The organism is Acinetobacter sp. TUM15071, assembly GCF_008980925.1.
GTDB classification, from domain to species: domain Bacteria; phylum Pseudomonadota; class Gammaproteobacteria; order Pseudomonadales; family Moraxellaceae; genus Acinetobacter; species Acinetobacter dispersus.
The window spans coordinates 1-457 of the sequence record NZ_BKGB01000063.1; the positions used below are offsets into that span (position 1 = coordinate 1).

At 43.1% G+C, this 457-nt stretch carries 1 protein-coding gene; it reads left to right on the forward strand.

Annotated elements, in window-relative coordinates; genetic code table 11:
- The coding region (locus GBI66_RS19235; RefSeq protein WP_151717189.1) for a UTRA domain-containing protein at positions 1-457 on the forward strand (457 nt) is incomplete at both ends.

Sequence of the window (457 nt, forward strand, 5' to 3'; positions counted from 1 at the left end):
CTCGGCTGTAACCGTATGACTGTAAACCACGCGCTTCGTGAATTAACGACTGAGGGTCTACTCGTTCGTATTCAGGGCGTTGGCTCATTCGTTGCTGAGGTGCAAGTCCGAACTGCACTTTTTCAAATTAATAATATTGCCGATGAGATTATTGCACGAAACCATAAGCACCACGCTGAAGTTTTAGTCTTAGAACAAATTTATGCAAATGCAGAGCAAAGCGTGTTAATGCAGACTCGTGAAGGGCAAAGATTATTTCATTCGATTATTGTGCATTATGAAAATGATGTACCTGTTCAGGTCGAAGATCGTTTGGTTGATGCAGCACTGAGACCAGATTATCTACAAAAAGGTTTTAAAACCATTACCCCAAATGCTTACCTCATGGCAAGAGCTCACGTGACAGAAGGCGAGCACATTGTCGAGGCCGTTTTAGCATCTGCTCAAGAGTGCAAGT